The sequence below is a fragment of the Nocardioides sp. NPDC101246 genome, from assembly GCF_044767415.1.
GTDB lineage: Bacteria > Actinomycetota > Actinomycetes > Propionibacteriales > Nocardioidaceae > Nocardioides.
Map to the genome: position 1 here is coordinate 1 of NZ_JBIWNX010000025.1, position 16,719 is coordinate 16,719.

Genomic DNA, 16,719 nt, shown 5'->3' on the forward strand with positions numbered 1-16,719 from the left:
TTGGCCCCCCCCCCCGCGCGGGGGGGGGGCCCCCCCCCGCCGGTGCGTTGGGGGGGGGGGGGGGGTTTTTGTGGGGGGGGGGGGGGGTGTTTGGGGGGGGGGGGGGGGGGGGGGGGGGGTGGCGGGGGGGGGGGGGGGGGGGGGGGGGGGGGGCGCCCCCCCCCCCCGCGGCCGCCGCGAACCCGGTCACGCCGGGCAACTTCACCGGCTACGGCTTCGACCAGTGCCAGGCGCCGTCCCAGACCGCGATGGACCGTTGGTGGCAGCACTCCAACTTCGGTGCGGTCGGCATCTACATCGCCGGTAACTCGCGCGGCTGCCGCACCCAGACCAACCTCAGCGCGACCTGGGTGCGCAAGCAGCAGGCCCGTGGCTGGCGGCTGCTGCCGATCACGCTCGGCCCGCAGGCCTCCTGCAACCCGCACTTCCCGCGCTACCGCGACGACCCGCGGATCAGCGCCAACTCGACCAACCAGTACGCCAAGGCCAAGAGCCAGGGCGTCAGCCAGGCCAACGCGACCGTCGACGCCGCCAAGCGCTACGGCATCGCCGCCGGAAGCACGATGTTCTACGACCTCGAGGGGTTCGACCTCGGCAACCAGCGCTGCCGCGAGTCGGCGATGTGGTTCGTCTCCGCCTGGAGCCACCGGATCAAGAAGCTCGGCTACCGCCCGGGGATGTATTCGAGCGCGTCGTCGGGGATCAAGGCGATGTACGACGTCTGGCACGCGCAGCCGCGCGGCTTCGTCTATCCCGCCGACCTGTGGATCGCCGACTGGGACGGTCGCGCCGGCACCTCGACCAAGTACATCCCCGCCAAGCCCTGGAGCCCGCACCGCCGCGTCAAGCAGTACCGCGGCCCGCACAAGGAGACCCACGGCGGCACCACCATCGAGATCGACTCCAACTTCGTCGACCTCGGTCGCGGCTCCTACGCCCGCCCGGTGACCCACTGCGGCGGCGTCCCGGTCAGCTTCACCTCGTATCCCGCTCTGAGGCCGCGCACCAGCTCCTACACCCCGTCGCCGATCTACACGAAGGCCCTCGAGTGCATGCTCCGTGAGCGCGGGGGCTTCGGCGGTCCCATCGACGGGACGTACGACGCAGGGCTGGTGCGCTCGATCAACGCCTGGCAGCGCTCGCACGGGCTGACTGTGCGCAAGACCTGGACCATGGGTGCCTGGAAGACGCTGTGGGCGGCCAACAGCCGACCGCTCCTCAAGCGCGGCTCCGCCGGCGAGACCGTCCGCGACCTCCAGCGCGCCCTCAGCGCCACTTCCGCACCCGAGCGCCCGAAGATCACTGGCGTCCTCGACTGGAACACCCAGGTCGCCCTCGTCGCCTACCAGAAGCGCCTCGGCCGCACCGCGAACGGCATGGCCACCGAGGTGACCTGGTACGACCTAGCCCACGGCCGCTGAGTCCGAGGGTTGTGAAGCCGAGAGTGACCTATGGACCACTCCCAGCTTCACAACTCCGCGGCATCTGAGCAGAAGATCTGCTGGGACTCGGCGGCCGAGTCGGAGTGGGCGAGACCGGTGACCTCGGTCGGGACGCCCTCGGGGTAGAGCTCGCCGAGGTCGAGGATACCGATGCAGAAGATGACCTCCTCGACCGAGTCGGGGAGCTCCGGGACCGAGTCGTCGGCGAACGGGCGATATCCCTCGAGCGGCAGCGGCACGCGTACGTCTCGCTCCATCTCCTCGCCCGCAGCAAGCTCGGCCCAGCCGACCGCCGGCATCTGCGCGAAGGTCTTGTCGTCCGGCAGAGCGAAGACTCGCTTGCTCAGCTCGGCCCGCTTCCCGCCGCTGCCCAGGGCGTAGACGGTGTCGGCCGATGGCGGCTGCACCTCCCCGTTGACGTACGTCGGCACCGAGTCGATCACGTAGACGTCGGTGTCCGCGTCGTTGACCACCCGATAGCTGATCTCGAGCGCGTCCCCCACCGTGGTGATCTCCGACTCGAACCGGACCCCCTCGATCTCCCGCTCCCCCTCGGGGACCTTCGAGCAGCCGCTCATCAAGGCAACGAACACCACCGTGGCCACCAACGTCCTGGTCAGTCCGCGGAGGGGTGACCGCCACAGTGTCACTCCGTCCACCTAACCGAACGCTGCCGACTTCGAGCAGAACAGGTGCTGCTCGGCGCTCGCGTGTCCGACGGTCTGCGTTCCGTCCGCCTCGGTGCGCAGCGTCATCGACTCGGGGAACGGCGAAGAGACCACGCCGAGGCAGAACCGGACCTCGTCGACATCGTTCGGGACCGACATCGGCCCGGACCCGAAGTCGCTTCCGAACGGATGGAACCAGGTCAGCGGCACGGCTGATCTCACATCGACCTCGACAGCCTCGCCCGGAGCCACCTCCGTGACCCCGACCCGTGGAATCGACTCCCAGGTCTGGTCCGAGTCGGGGACCCCGAAGAGCGCCTGCGACAACAGCGCCCCACCGTCGGCATCCTCGGTCACATACGCCGCGTCCTCCCGATAGCGGACGCCGGCCCCAGCCGCCACACCCGGCCGGTTGATGAGCATCAGCGGTTCGTCACCGTCGTTGACGAACCGGTAGCTCACCTGGACCTGAGTGTCGCTGACCGCCACGTCGGCGTCGAACGTCGCCTCCGGCGCCGACGCCGAACTCGACGGACCGAACTCACCGTAGGGCGACTCCGCCTTCCCCTCAGCACATCCAGCCAGCAGCAGGAGTGGCAGAGCCGCGACACCGAAACGAATCATCCTCAACCCCTGTAATGCTCGCGCGGGTCCCAATGGAACTCCTCGCGCAAGCCGTTCTCTGTGTAGACGCTCGGGTGATCCGGATCCACGATCTCGGGAGTGCTCGGGTCATCGTCATGATCGATCGGTAGACCCACGGCCTGCCGCTCGCCCACCTTGATGTCGTTGTCCGGATCGCCAGTGGTGTTGCGGTCGACTGCATCGTCGCCCTCGTAGACGTCATCTTCGAAGGTGTCGTTCATGTAGTCGTAGACATGCGCCATCTCGTGGTAGAGCCCGACCACCGGCGGCCGGTCACCGGTGGAAACGTCGCGGCTCGGGTTGTACTCGATCCGGTTCCCGCCGAACGCGCCGTCGTGGGCCTTGTTGTTGTCCCCGACGTACTCGCTGATGGTGAGGCCTTCCTTGCCCATGCCGAGGATTCCGGAGTCGTCGTGGTTCTTCTGGAAGTTGGCGAGCATCTGCTGGCCGGTCGGCGAAGCAGCCAGCATCTCGAGGTCAGCGCGAGTGCGGGCAACGAACTCAGGCGATCCCTCGATCTTGATCCAGTCCGGGACCTCTTTGATCTCAACCGTGACACGGTGCTCCGAGTCATTCGTATCACCGGACTCGTCGTTGGACGTGTCATCGCCAGAACCACCGTACGTGGTGTCGGTGCCTCGGCCGGAGTACGTCACGTCATCGCCGGCGCCCCCGTGAATCCGGTCGTTGTCGTCGCCTCCCGAGAGGATGTCGGCGTCGTCGCCGCCGACCAGGACATCATCACCATCAGCGCCCTCCAGATAGTCGCGTCCGCTACCACCTGCAAGTCGATCGTTGCCACCCAGGCCGTAGACCGTATCGTCCCCGCCAGCTCCAGTGGCCAGATCATGACCGCCTTGACCGTCGATGTAGTCGCGGCCCGTGCCACCCGAGACTTGGTCATTGCCTTCGCCCGCGAAGATCTTGTCCCCGTCTTGGCCACCCACGATGCGGTCTTCTCCTGCTCCGCCATGGAGCTTGTCCTCGCCTCGACCACCGAGCAGCGTGAGATCGACGTTGGTGCCCTGCGGGACGTTGATCTCGTCGTTGCCCTCGCCGGCGCGGATGACGATCTCGTTGCCGGGAGGTACGTCGTACATCTGACCGTTGACGGTGACAACCTGCTTCCCTGTCAACGGATTGATCCCGACCGTGACGACGTCGTCGCCGCTGCCGGTGTTGATGTAGGTCTTTCCGTCGACGTTGATCATGCCGACCGAGTCCACATCGGCGGGGAGGTGGAACGGGTCCTGTCCGGACTCGGCGATCGCAGCCATGCTCGTCGCCAGCCCCCGCCAGGCAGCGGTGGTGTCGATCAGCACCTGCCGGTCTGCGCTGAGGTCGCGATCGAGGCCGGTCCGGAGCTCGGAGGCACGCGTGATGGCGTCGGTGACCAGCTTGCCGTCCTCGGGAGATTCGGGCTCGAACCGGATGTCGCCCGAGGGGCTGCCCTGGTGCGGGATGTGCGCCACCGTCGCCCAGGACTGGTCGAGATGGCCTTGAGCGATGCGTACGGTGCCGGCGATCCGGGCCGTCGCCGAGGACGCCTTGTCGGCAAGCTCGCGCGCCTCGTCGAGGTCGGCCAGGATCGTCTTGCGATGCCCTTCGTAGGACTCGGCCGTCTGGCCCTCCCAGTCGGCGACGACGTCCTTGGAGCCGCTGATGAACGCCTCGGTGACGCCGTCGAGCGCCTTCGCGATCGACGTCCAGCCACGCGATGCGTCGTCGATCGACGCCGCGTCGTCCCACAGCTTCCAGGTGCCTTCGGACATCTCGTGCTCCTCAGCGCGGCGTCGGGGTGGGGCCCGGGGACGGGCTCGGCGTGGGTGAGGGCGGCGTCGGCCCCGGAGTCGGCTCCGGCGGACGCGGCGTCGGTCCGGGAGGCAGCGAGTTGCTCGACTGGGCGGCCCGGGCGACCTCCTCGTCGGTCGAGGAGATGTCGAACGCGCACAGCATGAGGGCGTCGGCGTCCGCCTCGAAGACGGCCGCGAACGACTCGAGGGCGCTGGACGCGGCCTCGACCAGCGGCCCGTGGACAGCCGTCGTGTCGTAGCCGCCCTGGGTGTTGCCGGCGTCGCGTGAGGCGACCTCGAGTGCGCCGGCGTTGTCCGTTGTCGCACCCGTCAGGTCCATCGCCCAGTCGATGCAGCGGTCGGCGAGCCTGACGAGCTCGGCGGGACGTACGTTGATCTGAGATGACATCGGGACCTCCTTCTCCATCGGAGTTCTTCCCCGGAACACGCGTGACTACACGGAATCACCGCGCCTGTCTCACGGTCCGAGACACGGGAGAAGGGTGTGCCCGTCAGGAGAAGGGGTTGGGGAGGGCGCCGGGGAGATCGGCGAGGAGCTCGCGGGCGCGGGCGGCGACCTTGTGCTCGACGAGGACCTCGTACTTGGTCGGCACGATGACCTTGACGCTCGAGAAGTCGCGGGTGCCGCGGGTGGCGGCGTAGCCGATCAGCGACCAGATGAGGCCGAAGACGACGCCGAGGAGCACCGTCGACAGCAGGATGAAGAGGAAGTTCTCGTTGCCGAAGAGCGACATGATCAGGCCGACGAACACGCCGAGCCAGGCGCCGGAGAGGACGCCGGCGAGGGCGACCTTGCTCCAGGTGAGGCGGCCGGTGATCCGCTCGATCTGCTTCAGCTCGGTGCCGACGATCATGCAGTTCTCGACCGGGAACTCCTTGTCGGAGAGGAAGTCGACCGTCTTCTGCGCGGCCGCGTAGTCGTCATAGGTCGCGAGCGACTGGGGAAACTCCAGCTTCAGCGGGCTCTGCGGGCCGTTGACCGGCGAGGTGAAGGACATACGCCCAGTGTGCCCCAGGCGGGGTCAGTTCTTGAGGACGCCATTCGCGATGACGTCGAGCATGGGACGTACGTCCTTGGCCTCGAGCGAGGAGTGGTCGGCCATGGTCGCGACACCGCCGAGGAGGCGGCACACGTCGAGGTTGTCGACACCCTCGCGGAGCGCGCCGTGCTCGGCCATCTCCGTCAGGACGCTCTCGTTGGCGTCGGCGTAGGTCTGGCACTTGGTGCGCAGCGGGGAGTCCTGGCAGCCCAGGGAGGCGGTGATCTTGGCGGCGGCGCCCTGGTGGCGGGTCAGCAGCGAGACGTACTCCTCGAACCAGGCGAGCAGCTTCTCCCGGCACCCGCCCTCGGTCGCCATCGCCTTCTCGACGTGAGCGGAGACCTCTTCGATCCAGGTGGCCATGATCGCCTCGTGGAGCGCCTCGCGGGTCGGGAAGTGGCGGTAGAGGGTGCCGGGGCCGACACCCGCACGCCGGGCCACCTCGTCGAGAGGCGCGTCGAGACCGCGCTCCTTGAAGACCGCATGGGCGACCTCGATGAGCCGCTCGCGGTTGCGCTTCGCGTCGGCTCTCATCCAGACCTCCTCAGTGGCTCCCGCGGCTTTGCGGGGGCCTCAGTTAACAGCAAGCACCGCCATCGCATCTAAATGCGTTGCTAAACGGAGACACCCTCCGGTAGTGTTCCAGTCAAGCGGAGACTTCCTCCGCTTCACTGTACTCCTTCTCCGCCTCCAACAGGAGCTCTTGAATGACATCCACCGTGGCACCACCCAAGCCACCCGCGGCCACCAAGGCCGCCGGCGCCGGGATCGCGCTGGTCCTGGTCGCCCAACTGATGATCGTGCTCGACTCGGCGGTCGTGAACGTCGCGCTCCCCCGGATCGCCGACGACCTCGAGTTCACCCCGGCGGCACTCACCTGGGTGCTCAACGGCTACACCCTCGCCTTCGGCGGCCTGCTGCTGCTCGGCGGTCGCCTCGGCGACGTCTTCGGCAGACGGCGTACGTTCGTCGCCGGCCTCTCCGTCTTCACCCTCTTCTCCCTGGCCGGCGGGCTCGCGCCGACCGACGACCTGCTGGTCATCGCCCGAGCCCTGCAGGGCTTCGGTGCGGCGATCGCCGCGCCGCAGGTGCTCGCCCTGCTCACCACGTCGGCGAAGGACGAGGCCGGTCGCGCCCGGGCGATCGCGCTCTTCGCGGCCGTCTCCTCCAGCGGTGCCTCGATCGGGCTGATCCTCGGCGGCATCCTGACCGACATCGCGTCGTGGCGCTGGACGCTGTTCATCAACGTACCGATCGGGCTCGTGGTGCTCGCGCTCGTCGGCCGTCTCGTCGCCGAGACCGCGCCGCGACCGGGACGCTTCGACATCGTCGGCGCCGTGACCGCCACCGGTGGTGCGGCCGCGATCGTCTGGTCGCTGATCGGCGCCCCGGAGCACGGCTGGACCTCCGCGCGCACCCTCGGCGGGATCGCCATCGGCCTGCTCCTGCTGGTCGCCCTCGTGCTCACCGAACGCCGGGTCGCCCACCCGCTGCTGCAGCTCCACCTCTTCGACAGCCACCGCCGCGTCGCCGCGTTCATCGCCGCGGTCGGGCTGGTCGGGGCCCAGTTCTCGACGTTCTACCTGACCGTGATCTACCTGCAGGGCGCGCTCGGCATGGGACCGCTCGCCTCCGGGCTGGCGTTCCTGCCCCTCACCCTGATGATCTTCGCGATGTCCCGGGTGGCGCCTCGGATCGCAGCCAGGATCGGGATGCCGCGGGTGCTCGTCCTGGGTGCCACCGGCCTCACGGTGTCGTTCCTGTGGCTGAGCACGCTGACGGAGTCGAGCACGTACGCCGGCGCCGTCCTGGCTCCGTTCCTCCTCAACGGCGCCTTCGCCTCGCTCGTCTTCACCTCCACCACGGCTCTCGGCCTGGAGGGTGTCGACGCCGCCCACGCCGGGTCGGCCTCGGGTCTGGTGCAGACGATGCAGCAGCTCGGCGGCTCGATCGGGCTGGCCGTGATCGCCTCGGTCTACGTCGCCAACGGAACTCCCGGCGAGGTCGTCCCGGGGATGCGCGAGGCGTTCTACGCCGCGGCCGCACTGGGCGCGCTCGGCATCATCGCCTCGCTGAGCGTGGTGCTCCGCCGCCCCTCCGGGATGCGTGCGTACGCTCCCGGGCGGACGGCGGTCGAGGTCGACTGAGTCGTGCACCGAAGCTCGGCCCCGGCTCGCGATCGCGAGCCGGGGCCGATGCGTACGCCAGGTTCAGTCGCCGTAGACGGCCAGCTCCTGCAGGTGCAAGGCGTAGGCGTTGCTGGTGTTGCCGGTGCCGGTCACCCGGACGTATCGGAAGCTCCCGTTCACCGGATACCAGTCCCCCACGTCGGTCTGCGGGGAGTCCGCGGTCTTGGCGGCGATCGGCGTGTAGGTGATGCCGTCGACGCTGCCCTCCACGGCGTAGCGATAGGACCGTCGATCCGCGTAGTAGGGCGTCACCCTGACCCCGGAGACCGGGTGCTCAGCACCCAGGTCGACCTGCAGCCACGCGGGCTTGCCGGAGCACTGCGCCGGGTTGCACAGCCAGTTGGTGTGCAGCTTGGCGTCGACCGCGCGGTCCGGGGTCGACGTGCCCTCGCTGCTGGACGCGGTGGCCGGCTTGCCCTCGCTGAGCGGCATGGGAAGCTCACCGGTGCAGGACAAGGTCGGCACCCCGAACGAGGCAGCATCGAAGGAACGGTTGCCGTCGGAGCGATCGATCACGATCCGGAGCTGACGCACGCCGCTGATGTCCACGTCGAGGCGGATCGCCTCGGTTCCGGTCGTCGCCAACCCGCTGCGCAGCACCGCTGTGGCGTGGATCCGCCGGCCATCGCCCCACACCTCCACCACCACGTCGCCGTCGGCGGCATGGTTCATCGCGTCGTCGATGCCGACGACGGTGACGAACCGTTGGCACGCCTGGCCCAGCTCGAACCGAACCTCGCCGGCGGCGTTGGTGCCCAGACCCTTGGAGTAGGCGACACCGTCGAGCAGGATCGGCGCACCGGCACCCGACGGCGTCGCCGGGGTCACGGTGTCGCGGGCGACCGGATGTTCCCCGTCGTGGTTGCGCGAGGAGGAGAACGGCACGTCGCTGACCTGGATCCGGCCGGGTCCCTCGACCGGCAGCACCGCACCGGCCGTCTTCTTCTTCGTCCCGGCCTGCTGGTCGTACGTCACCTCGACGCCGACCTCGGCCTCGGTGGTCTCCGACGGCAGCTCGGTGCCGGCCGCGACCTTCCAGCTCACCGTCGCGGTGCCGCCCGGTGCGAGTCGCGACGGCAGCTCGCCGGTTGCGGTGGCCGCGATGCCGTCCGGAGCGGTGACCCGGGCCGCCATGTTCTCCAGGGCGGCGAAGGGGTTGTTGTTGACCACCGTCAACGCGATCGTGCCCGGGTCCTTCCCGATCGTCCCGGTCGGGCGGACCGACACAGCCGCACCGAAGTCCGCCGCAGACAGCTGCTGGAAGGCACGGGTGGCTTCGGCGTAGGTGTCGCCGCGCGGTCTGCTCGGGTAGCGATCGGTTGCCCGTGACCACTCGTCGGCGACCGCCTGCCAGTTGATCGCCGTCGGCGCCTCACCGGTGCGCAGGGACTCGCGCAGCGTGGCGAAGTAGCGTTCCCACCGAGGTGCGTAGTAGCCGTTGAGCAGACCGGACCAGTCGCGGTAGGCGTAGTCGGTCAGCGACAGGGTCAGCGTCCACGAGGTGAGGATGCGGCGGGCGTCGTGCTCGAGGGCGGTGGCCTCGTCGGGCGACGAGGCGAAGGCACGAGCCTTCGCCAGCCAGGGGCCGACCATCTGATCGGCTCGGGTGGCGCTGACCCGGTCGGCGGTGTCGATAGCCTCGATCCATGCGTCGGTGAGCCGGTCGAACTCCGCAGCGTCACGCTCGGCGTACGCCTGCCGGATCTGGGTCAGCAGCGGGTGGGAGTATTCGATGACCACCTGCCGCGCGATCTCGGCGAGGTCGTGCCGATAGGTCTCGCTGGCGCGCAGCGACGACTTCACCTGCAACAGCGACGGCAGGGCCGCCGCGAAGTCCGTCGGGTCGTAGCGGTTCCCGGGAGCCGTGTAGTTGCTGGGCCGGGTGGCCGTCAGCGACGGTACCGCGGCGAACAGACCGCTGGTTCCGGCCGAGCGGTTGTTGTTCGGCGCGATCGAGTAGGCGGTGTCCTGCAGGGTCTTCCACGCGGCGCGCGCTGCCGGGTCGGTCGCGCCGTAGCGCGCATCCGCGTACTCGGCGAACCAGGCGTCCAGGTCGACCGGCCCGGTCTGCCAGGGCAGCTCGGCGAGGAACTCCATCGCGACCGCGTTGTTGTAGCTGGCCTCCGGAAGGATCGCGATGCCGTCCAGTGCGCTGTTCGGGCGGGCCCGGAACTCGAAGAACCGTTCGTTCCAGGCCTTGATCGGGGCGCCGACCGTCGAGTTCCCGCCGAAGTTCCAGATCGACCCGAAGGCGTACGGCGTGCCCTTCCACTGGGTGTCTCGCTGCGGATCGAGGTTCCGGTCGGAGAGCCCGTCCACGATCAGCATCCGGCTGCGGTCCACCGCGTCGAGGGTCTCCTGGCGCGGGTTGCTCTGCCAGCCGAGGGCCACCCAGATGGCACCGGGATGGGCGGCGTCCAAGGCGTCCTGGACCGCCACCGACGCCTGGCCGACCGGGACGGAACCCGGCGACCCGCCCTCGTGCAGCAGGTCCATCTTGTACATCGTCGACGCTCCGACGACGTCATTCTGGATCTGATAGAAGCGTTCGGCCACCTGACCGAAGAGCTCCTGCGTAGGGGCCAACCAGTCCGGCCGCCGCAGACCGGACCAGGTGCCCTGCGGGACGGTGACGGCGCCCGGGTTTCGGGTCGCGAAGTCGGTCGGCACAGTGCCGAAGTAGCCCGGGAGCACCGGCGTGATCCCCATCGAGCGCATGTAGTCGGCGATACGTCGGCCGAGGTCGGCGCGCTCTTCCAATAGAGCGGGAGTGACCGGGTCGGTGAAGTTCCACATGTTCTGCATCAGCCACCACTGCTGATAGGCCGGCGACGGGATCCAGGCCCGGGCCTCGGTCTCGGAGTAGCCGTACTCCTGCAGCAACCGGTAGTAGACCATCTCGGACCCGACCGGGAGGAACATCTCGTTGACGCCGTGCATGGCGTTGACGTCGACGAGCTCTCGCCAGTCGTCGAAGGTGCGGAACGGCCCCGAGTAGCCGTCCTCGGTGTCGTTGCCGGAGAACCGGTGCGACACCACGGACGTGCCTTCGATGGGGTGCTTGGGCAGGGGCAGCGAGCCGCGGACCGGCACCTGGGTCCCGGTCCAGGAGACATCCGCCTTGGCAACCTTCTTCAGGTAGGCGTTGACCCCCATCAGGAGTGCCGGGGTGCTCGTCCCGTCGACCACGATCCGGCTCCCGCGGGAGCTGACCCGATACCGGTCCGTGCTGTCCGGGCGCAGCGACAGCTGGAACCTGGCTGCGTGCCGACTGCCGAGGAGCCTGACCAGGGCCTCACGGGCGGGACGGGTGTCGGCCGGGTGCGACGAGGCCGCGAACCCGGGCGTCTGCTTCGTCGGGCCGGCCGCCGTGGCGGTGACCGATCCGGTGGCGGCGATCAGGCCGAGCAGCATCGCCACGATGATGCCGACGGTGCTTCCTCTGGTACGCAGCGGTCTCTGCCGACGATCGCTCGTCGGATGAGCCTGTTGACTGCGTCGATGGCGTAGCGGCATCGTGCCTCCAGGATTATGAAGAACATTTTCGTAATGTGCGCCACATACTCCTCCCGCACCGCGTGGCGGTCAAGGGATCTGGGGATATCAGCCGAGCAGAGGGAGCCGGTAACTTGTGGGTCATGGCTGAAGATCGGGGCGCGACGAGGGGAGAGTCGAGCGGGAACGGCGTGCTGCGACGGCTCAACACCACCGCGGTCCTCGAAGGCGTACGAGCCGCCGGGGCGGCCGGAGCGCGCATCACCGAACTGGCTGCCGACAACCGGCTGACCCGGCCGACCGTCTCACAGGCGATCGACGAGCTGGCCTCCGCTGCCGTCGTCGAGCCACTGGCCCCGTCGGAACCGTCCGGAGCCGGCAGGCCCGCCACCCGGTACGTGCTGCGCAGGGGCCTGCTGCCCGTGCTGGGACTGGACATCGGACCCCACCGGGTTGCGGCTTCCATCGTCAACGTCCAGGGCGAATCGCTGGCGCACGAGACGATCGAAGTGTCGCCGGGCGCCGACCCGGCCGCCGTCCGAGGTCAGGTCAGCACGCTGGTCGACGGCGTACTTCTGGCCGCACGGCTGCCTGCAGATCGGATCGGAGCGGTGGTTGCCGGGTCACCCGGCGTCGTCGGCCCCGAGCTGAGCCGCGTGACCATAGCGCCCTCCGCGCCCGGCAACACCGATGCCGGCCTGTTCGCCGACCTCGCCGAGCGATTCCCGGCCCGGCTGCTGGTGGAGAACGACGCGAACTTGGCTGCCATCGCTGCCAGCGTCGAGCACCCCGGCCGGACGCTGGTCGTGATCCACTGGGGTGAGCGACTCGGGGCCGGGGTGGTGATCGATGGCGCCCTCCACCGTGGGGCGCACCGAGCGGCCGGCGAGGTCGGCCTGATCCCGGTCTCGTCCGACGGCGTTCAGTTCGACGAGCACGGCCGGGGGCCGCTCGAGCATGCCCTCGGCGCTGCGGGAATTGCCGAGCTGGCCAGGGCGGAGGCGTCTCGGCACCCCGGCGGGGCACTGCCCGCCGACCGACCCCTGACGGCCCAGCAGGTCTTCGCCGCAGCCGCGGAGGGGGATCGGGCGGCCGTCGCGGCCGTGTCGGCGGTAGCCACGAAGATGGTGGAGCGGCTGGCTCCGGTCTTCCTGACGATCGATCCGGATGTCGTGGTCCTCACCGGAGGCGTCGCCAATGCCGGCGAGTTCCTGGTGGACCAGCTTCGCCGGCTTCTGCCCAGGTTCACCCTGGTCCCACCGGAGCTTGCCCTGCTGGTCCCTGCCGACCGTGCCGTGCTCGCCGGCGCGCTCACCCTGGCGGCGAGCAGGGCCTGGGACGAGCTGATCGCCTCGGTGCAGCCAGGTCACCCCTGGTCGGTCAGCGAGCCAGGACCTTCTCGGCCAGCGAGGTGAAGAAGCCGAGGCCGTCGGTGCCGGAGCCGGTGAGGGTCTCCACGGCGTGCTCGGGGTGGGGCATCAGGCCGACGACGTTGCCGGCCTCGTTGGTGATGCCGGCGATGTCGTTGACCGACCCGTTGGGGTTGACGTCGAGGTAGCGCGCGACGACGCGGCCCTCGCCCTCGAGCCGCTCGATGGTGTCGGCGTCGGCGACGTACTGCCCCTCGCCGTTCTTCAGCGGGACCACGATCTCCTGGCCCTGGGTGAAGGCGGAGGTCCAGGCGGTCGAGGCGTTCTCGATGCGCAGCTTCTGGTCGCGGCAGATGAACTTGAGGTGGTCGTTGCGCAGCAGGCCGCCGGGAAGCAGGTGGGACTCCACCAGCATCTGGAAGCCGTTGCAGATGCCGAGGACCGGGAGGCCCTTCTGGGCACCCTCGATGACCTCGGTCATGATCGGGGAGAAGCGGGAGATGGCACCGCAGCGCAGGTAGTCACCGTAGGAGAAGCCACCCGGCAGGATCACCGCGTCGACGCCCTGCAGGTCGTGGTCGCCGTGCCACAGCGCAACGGCCTCGTTGCCGCCGACACGGACGGCGCGCTGCGCGTCGACGTCGTCGAGCGTGCCCGGGAAGGTGATGACGCCGATCTTCACTTGGCGGACTCTTCCACGCGCACCACGAAGTTCTCGATCACCGTGTTGGCCAAGAAGGTCTCGGCCAGCTTCTCGATCTGGGCGAGCGCATCGTCGGTGACCTCGGGGATCTCCAGCTCGAACCGCTTGCCCTGACGGACCTCGGTGACCCCGGTGAACCCGAGCCGCGGCAGGGCGCCGAGTACGGCCTTCCCCTGCGGGTCGAGAATCTCGGGCTTGGGCATGACGTCGACGACAACGCGAGGCATGGCTGCAGTCTAGGTCGGCCCTACGCCGCTCACCTAAACCGTTCGCACCCCGCCCCACCCGGTCTTTACGATCGATCCTCGTGCGCCATCTGCTGATCGACATCGCCCCGCTGCGTACGTCTCCTGCTTTCCGCCGCTTCTTCGTCGGGCGGACGGTGTCGGGGCTCGGTGGGCAGATCTCGATCGTCGCGGTGATGTACCAGGTCTGGGAGGCGACCCACAGCCCGTTCTGGTCCGGCAGTGTCGCAATCGCGCGGCTCGTCCCGATGCTCACGATCGGGCTCTGGGGCGGGGCGGTGGCCGACCGCGCGGACCGGCGCTCGATCCTGCTGGTCACCAACCTCGCCCAGCTCGTCCTGGCGCTGCTGCTGATGGCACAGGTCCTCTGGCTGGGCACCTCGCCGTCCTCGCTCGGACTCGTCCTCGTGCTGGTCGCGCTCATGGCCGCCGCCGGCTCGGTCGCGGCCCCCGCGGCCATGAGCGTGATCCCGCGGCTCCTCTCCACCGACCAGGTGGCCGCCGGGCTCGCCCTCAACCGGCTGAGCTTCCAGGGGTCGATGCTCCTCGGCCCCGCGCTGGGCGGGCTGATCATCGGCTACGCCGGCCTCGAGATCGCGTACGCCGTCGACGCGGCCTCCTTCGTCGCCGGGTTCCTCGGGGTCCTCGGCCTCCCCGCTCTCGCGCCCGCGACGAGGACGAGCGGTGGCGGAGTCCTCGAAGGCCTGCGCTTCGCGGCCACCCAGCCGGTCGTACGCGGCGTGCTCCTCGTCGACCTGGCGGCCACCGTCCTGGCCATGCCCGTGAGCCTGTTCCCGCTGGTCAACGAGGAGAGGTTCGGCGGCGACCCACGTACGCTCGGCCTGTTCCTGACCGCGATCGCGGTCGGCGGGGTGGCCGCCTCTCTCGTCTCCGGTTCGTTCACCGGACGCAGCCGCCCCGGCGTGATCACGATCGGCGCCGCAGCCGTGTGGGGTGCCAGCGTCGGCGCCGTCGGGCTGGTCACCTCACCGTGGCTGTGCCTCGCCCTGCTCGCCGTCGCCGGGGCCGCCGACTCGGTCAGCGTGGTCACCCGCGGCACCCTGATCCAGCTCGCCGCGCCCGACGACCTACGCGGCCGGACCGCCGCGATCGAGATGATCGTCGGCGCCGGCGGGCCGGAGATCGGCAACCTCCGCGGCGGTGCCGTCGCCCAGCTGACCTCCGGCTCGTTCGCGCTGGTCAGCGGGGGCATCGCCTGCCTGCTCGCCCTCGCCGCGGTCGGCGCGATCTCCCGGCCGCTGCTCCGATTCCAAGCACCGTCGCGGCGTGAGCCAGTCGGCGGGTGACCGCCACAGGGCTTCACCGCCCCATGGAGGCCAGCGGTCCCGCAAAGGCATGGCCAGCCACGTTCCTACACGCGATGATTCGGTGCTCATGGAGACCGGAGATCCCGCGATGACCTCGCCACACATACGGCTCAACAAACGTGCAGAGCGTCGCAACCATCTTGTGAAGGTCACACTCGGGGTCGTGCCACTTGCTGTCTTACTGATGGCCCGGACGTTCGGCGCCGACGGCAGAGCCATCGAGGTCCTGATCACCGTGGCCGTGTCCTGGGCTCTGATCGCGGTCGGGATCGCCCTGGTTACGCCGATGATGACCCGGCGCCGACGCGTCCTCGCGGGACGCATTCGTGCGGCGCATCCCGATGCCTCCGTCGTAACAGGGTTCGCGTCGAAGGGCACCAGGGATCACGCACGAGCGCTGGGTGTGAACCTGGTCGGTCTCAACAACGGTGCGGCGATCGCTCTCGGCGTCCGCCCTGGTCTCATCGAGGTCTGGGGCATGGGCGACTCGGAGCCGAGATGGGTCCTCGACCGGAGAGCGCGAGCTTTCCAGGTGCGGGTCGAACGGCTCCCTCATGCCGACCGCACCCTCCTGGGCATCCGGATCGCCGACGGTCACGCTTCCGTCGAGCTCATCCCGGCCGACCGAGCCGGGCGGATCGCCGCTGTCGAGGCGGCTCTCGACGCGCTCGGTGTGGATCGCAACGATCACATCAGACGGTAGGTCGAAGATCGCAGCCACGGGGTGACTGCGATCTTCGAGCTGATCATGCAGCGGCCGTCGGACAGTCCGGGCACGAGCGAACCTGACCTTCCCAACCCCCGAGCCGAAGCAGCTCACCGATGCGAGCCGCCGTCCGGCACGGGTCACCGAGCACCTGGCCGTAGGTCAGCCGAGCGGTCCGAACCTTGCGGGCGACGGCAGCATCCAGATCACGAGCATGGTCGGCGTCTCGAGCCGCAGCACTGCCGTGGAAGGCACGGCCGTCGAGTTCCACGACCAGCCCGTACGCCGCATACGCAACGTCACGCTCAACCGAGACGCCCCCGATCGAGTCGGCGACCTGGCGCTCGCCCGCCGGCAGACCATGGGCGTATTCGACGCGGCGGAGGTACTCGCGTTCGAGAACCGAGCACGCGCCGGATCTCAGGTCCTCGAGCAGCTCGGTCAGAAGGCTCCGGTTGGTCAACCGGTTGCGGTAGCCGAGAGCCTGGATCAAGGCCGATGCCGTCGCAGCCTTGGACTGAACGAGGTCGGCAAGCATCGAGAACGCCTCACCGACATCACTCCCCTCGGCCGCAGCGTCGATCGCCGCCTCCGCGAGGAACTGCCTCGGCGGGTAGGCGGCCCAGTCGACATACCCATCGAAACGGGCGCGCCGCCGGACGATCACGCCATCAGGTGCGCGCACCAGTACGACTCACCGGAACCATCACCTCGATCGGACCTCGCTCCAGCGGCTTCGGCAGCGCCGATCTCCCTGTCAGCGCCGCCGGCCAGCACACCAGCACCGCTGCCCAGGCACGCTGGCCCCAGGTCGGATTGCCGGTGTGATTGACATAGACGCCCGGATGAATGACCGCGAGCTCACGGTTGCGTACGAGGCGCCGGATGTCGTGGTCCTGCGCATGCAGGTCACGTAGCTGTCGCCGCGAGATGACACCGCCCTGGATCTCGTCACGCAGTCGCACCATGCCGTCATGGTCGAACGGCTGCTTCGCGTCCCCCGAGTGCTCCACGAAACCGTTCTACCCCAGATCAGACCTTCGTAAACTCGAAGATCGCAGCCACCGGGTGACT

16 protein-coding genes are annotated in these 16,719 nt (G+C 69.2%); 5 read left to right on the forward strand and 11 right to left on the reverse strand.

Annotated features, from left to right (window positions below):
- Window positions 1-248: 248 nt before the first annotated feature.
- Window positions 249-1,421: a glycoside hydrolase domain-containing protein gene (locus tag ACIRON_RS29620; RefSeq protein WP_402998616.1), complete on the forward strand. Its 1,173-nt coding sequence runs from the start codon at window positions 249-251 to the stop codon at window positions 1,419-1,421.
- Between the two features lie 47 nt (window positions 1,422-1,468).
- On the opposite strand, the gene ACIRON_RS29625 is transcribed toward ACIRON_RS29620, so the two are convergent.
- From ACIRON_RS29625 to ACIRON_RS29650, 6 genes are all read right to left on the reverse strand, one after another.
- Window positions 1,469-2,020 carry a hypothetical protein gene (locus ACIRON_RS29625; RefSeq protein ID WP_402998619.1) on the reverse strand — a complete coding sequence of 184 codons (552 nt, stop codon included), beginning with the start codon at window positions 2,018-2,020 and terminating at the stop codon, window positions 1,469-1,471.
- 81 nt (window positions 2,021-2,101) lie between these two features.
- The gene (locus tag ACIRON_RS29630) at window positions 2,102-2,734 is read right to left on the reverse strand and encodes a hypothetical protein (RefSeq protein WP_402998622.1); all 633 of its coding nucleotides are present in this window, start codon (window positions 2,732-2,734) and stop codon (window positions 2,102-2,104) included.
- Window positions 2,735-2,736: 2 nt separating this feature from the next.
- Window positions 2,737-4,527 (reverse strand): M91 family zinc metallopeptidase, encoded by a 1,791-nt coding sequence (locus tag ACIRON_RS29635; RefSeq protein ID WP_402998624.1) that lies wholly within the window; start codon window positions 4,525-4,527, stop codon window positions 2,737-2,739.
- 10 nt (window positions 4,528-4,537) lie between these two features.
- The gene (locus tag ACIRON_RS29640; protein WP_402998627.1) at window positions 4,538-4,957 is read right to left on the reverse strand and encodes a hypothetical protein; all 420 of its coding nucleotides are present in this window, start codon (window positions 4,955-4,957) and stop codon (window positions 4,538-4,540) included.
- A gap of 103 nt (window positions 4,958-5,060) precedes the next feature.
- Entirely contained in the window at window positions 5,061-5,567 is a 507-nt protein-coding gene (locus ACIRON_RS29645; RefSeq protein WP_402998629.1) for a general stress protein, read from the reverse strand.
- Between the two features lie 24 nt (window positions 5,568-5,591).
- Window positions 5,592-6,143, reverse strand: a complete 552-nt coding sequence (locus ACIRON_RS29650) for a TetR/AcrR family transcriptional regulator (RefSeq protein ID WP_402998632.1) — start codon at window positions 6,141-6,143, stop codon at window positions 5,592-5,594.
- A 173-nt stretch (window positions 6,144-6,316) separates the two neighbouring features.
- On the opposite strand from ACIRON_RS29650, the gene ACIRON_RS29655 reads away from it, so the two are divergent.
- Complete coding sequence (locus ACIRON_RS29655; protein ID WP_402998635.1) at window positions 6,317-7,756, forward strand: MFS transporter; 1,440 nt, start codon at window positions 6,317-6,319, stop codon at window positions 7,754-7,756.
- A gap of 63 nt (window positions 7,757-7,819) precedes the next feature.
- Here the strand turns inward: ACIRON_RS29655 and ACIRON_RS29660 are convergent, their stop codons facing one another.
- Window positions 7,820-11,212 carry an alpha-N-acetylglucosaminidase TIM-barrel domain-containing protein gene (locus tag ACIRON_RS29660; RefSeq protein WP_402998638.1) on the reverse strand — a complete coding sequence of 1,131 codons (3,393 nt, stop codon included), beginning with the start codon at window positions 11,210-11,212 and terminating at the stop codon, window positions 7,820-7,822.
- 224 nt (window positions 11,213-11,436) lie between these two features.
- On the opposite strand from ACIRON_RS29660, the gene ACIRON_RS29665 reads away from it, so the two are divergent.
- A complete protein-coding gene (locus ACIRON_RS29665) occupies window positions 11,437-12,708 on the forward strand; it encodes an ROK family protein (protein WP_402998641.1) in 1,272 nt (423 codons plus the stop codon).
- On the opposite strand, the gene purQ is transcribed toward ACIRON_RS29665, so the two are convergent.
- Together purQ and purS are read right to left on the reverse strand one after the other, a co-directional pair.
- The gene (gene purQ / locus ACIRON_RS29670) at window positions 12,674-13,345 is read right to left on the reverse strand and encodes a phosphoribosylformylglycinamidine synthase subunit PurQ (protein WP_402998642.1); all 672 of its coding nucleotides are present in this window, start codon (window positions 13,343-13,345) and stop codon (window positions 12,674-12,676) included. The two genes, ACIRON_RS29665 and purQ, sit on opposite strands and share 35 nt — an antisense overlap.
- Window positions 13,342-13,593: a phosphoribosylformylglycinamidine synthase subunit PurS gene (purS, locus tag ACIRON_RS29675; RefSeq protein WP_402998644.1), complete on the reverse strand. Its 252-nt coding sequence runs from the start codon at window positions 13,591-13,593 to the stop codon at window positions 13,342-13,344. The genes purQ and purS overlap by 4 nt, the downstream gene beginning before the upstream one ends.
- Window positions 13,594-13,673: 80 nt before the next feature.
- Here purS and ACIRON_RS29680 point away from each other — a divergent pair, with 80 nt between their 5' ends.
- Together ACIRON_RS29680 and ACIRON_RS29685 are read left to right on the forward strand one after the other, a co-directional pair.
- Complete coding sequence (locus ACIRON_RS29680) at window positions 13,674-14,918, forward strand: MFS transporter (protein WP_402998646.1); 1,245 nt, start codon at window positions 13,674-13,676, stop codon at window positions 14,916-14,918.
- 205 nt (window positions 14,919-15,123) lie between these two features.
- A complete protein-coding gene (locus ACIRON_RS29685) occupies window positions 15,124-15,642 on the forward strand; it encodes a hypothetical protein (protein WP_402998649.1) in 519 nt (172 codons plus the stop codon).
- Between the two features lie 43 nt (window positions 15,643-15,685).
- On the opposite strand, the gene ACIRON_RS29690 is transcribed toward ACIRON_RS29685, so the two are convergent.
- On the reverse strand, window positions 15,686-16,330 hold the full coding sequence (locus ACIRON_RS29690) for a hypothetical protein (protein ID WP_402998652.1): 645 nt from the start codon (window positions 16,328-16,330) through the stop codon (window positions 15,686-15,688).
- On the reverse strand, window positions 16,317-16,658 hold the full coding sequence (locus tag ACIRON_RS29695; RefSeq protein WP_402998654.1) for a type IV toxin-antitoxin system AbiEi family antitoxin domain-containing protein: 342 nt from the start codon (window positions 16,656-16,658) through the stop codon (window positions 16,317-16,319). The genes ACIRON_RS29690 and ACIRON_RS29695 overlap by 14 nt, the downstream gene beginning before the upstream one ends.
- Between the last annotated feature and the right edge of the window lie 61 nt (window positions 16,659-16,719).